Origin of the sequence: Bradyrhizobium sp. (assembly GCF_016462955.1) — a bacterium.
Lineage (GTDB): Bacteria > Pseudomonadota > Alphaproteobacteria > Rhizobiales > Xanthobacteraceae > Bradyrhizobium.
Genome location: NZ_JAEMSD010000700.1, coordinates 1 through 498 on the forward strand (window position 1 = coordinate 1; position 498 = coordinate 498).

1 pseudogene is annotated in these 498 nt (G+C 65.7%); it reads right to left on the reverse strand.

The annotated features are described in order from the left end of the window. A pseudogene (locus tag JHD07_RS37070) lies at nucleotides 1-488 on the reverse strand (autotransporter domain-containing protein); the annotation flags it as partial. Between the last annotated feature and the right edge of the window lie 10 nt (nucleotides 489-498).

The window sequence follows — 498 nt, forward strand, 5'->3', positions numbered from 1 at the left end:
AGTCCGCCCCCACCGGCCGGTGTCACGGGATACGACTTGCCGCCCATGCCCCCGCCGCCGCCCACTTGATTTGCATTGTCCACGACGCTGCCGCCCTTGGCCTGCGTGTTCGAAACGATGACGTTCGACAGAGCCAGCGCCCCGTTGCTGGAGACGAAAATCGCGCCGCCGAGGCCGGCACCTGCACCGGCGCCAATGCCGGCCCCGCCCTGCGCCACGGCGTTGGAGATGGCGAGATTCTTCAGCGTCACCACATAGGTCGCCCCCGTTGTGCCGGCGTCTCCGATGAAAAAAGGGCGGTACGAGCCGGCGCCGCTGACGACGGGATTGTTGCCGTTGCCGTCGATGGTGAGGTTTTTGGTAATGATGGGCAGCTCGCTCGCCAGCGTGATGGTGCCGCCGACCTGAAATTGGATGGTATCGCCGCTGTTCGCACTGCTGATTGCCGCGCGCAGACTGCCGGCACCGCTGTCGGCGGTGGACGTCACAAGCAAAGTC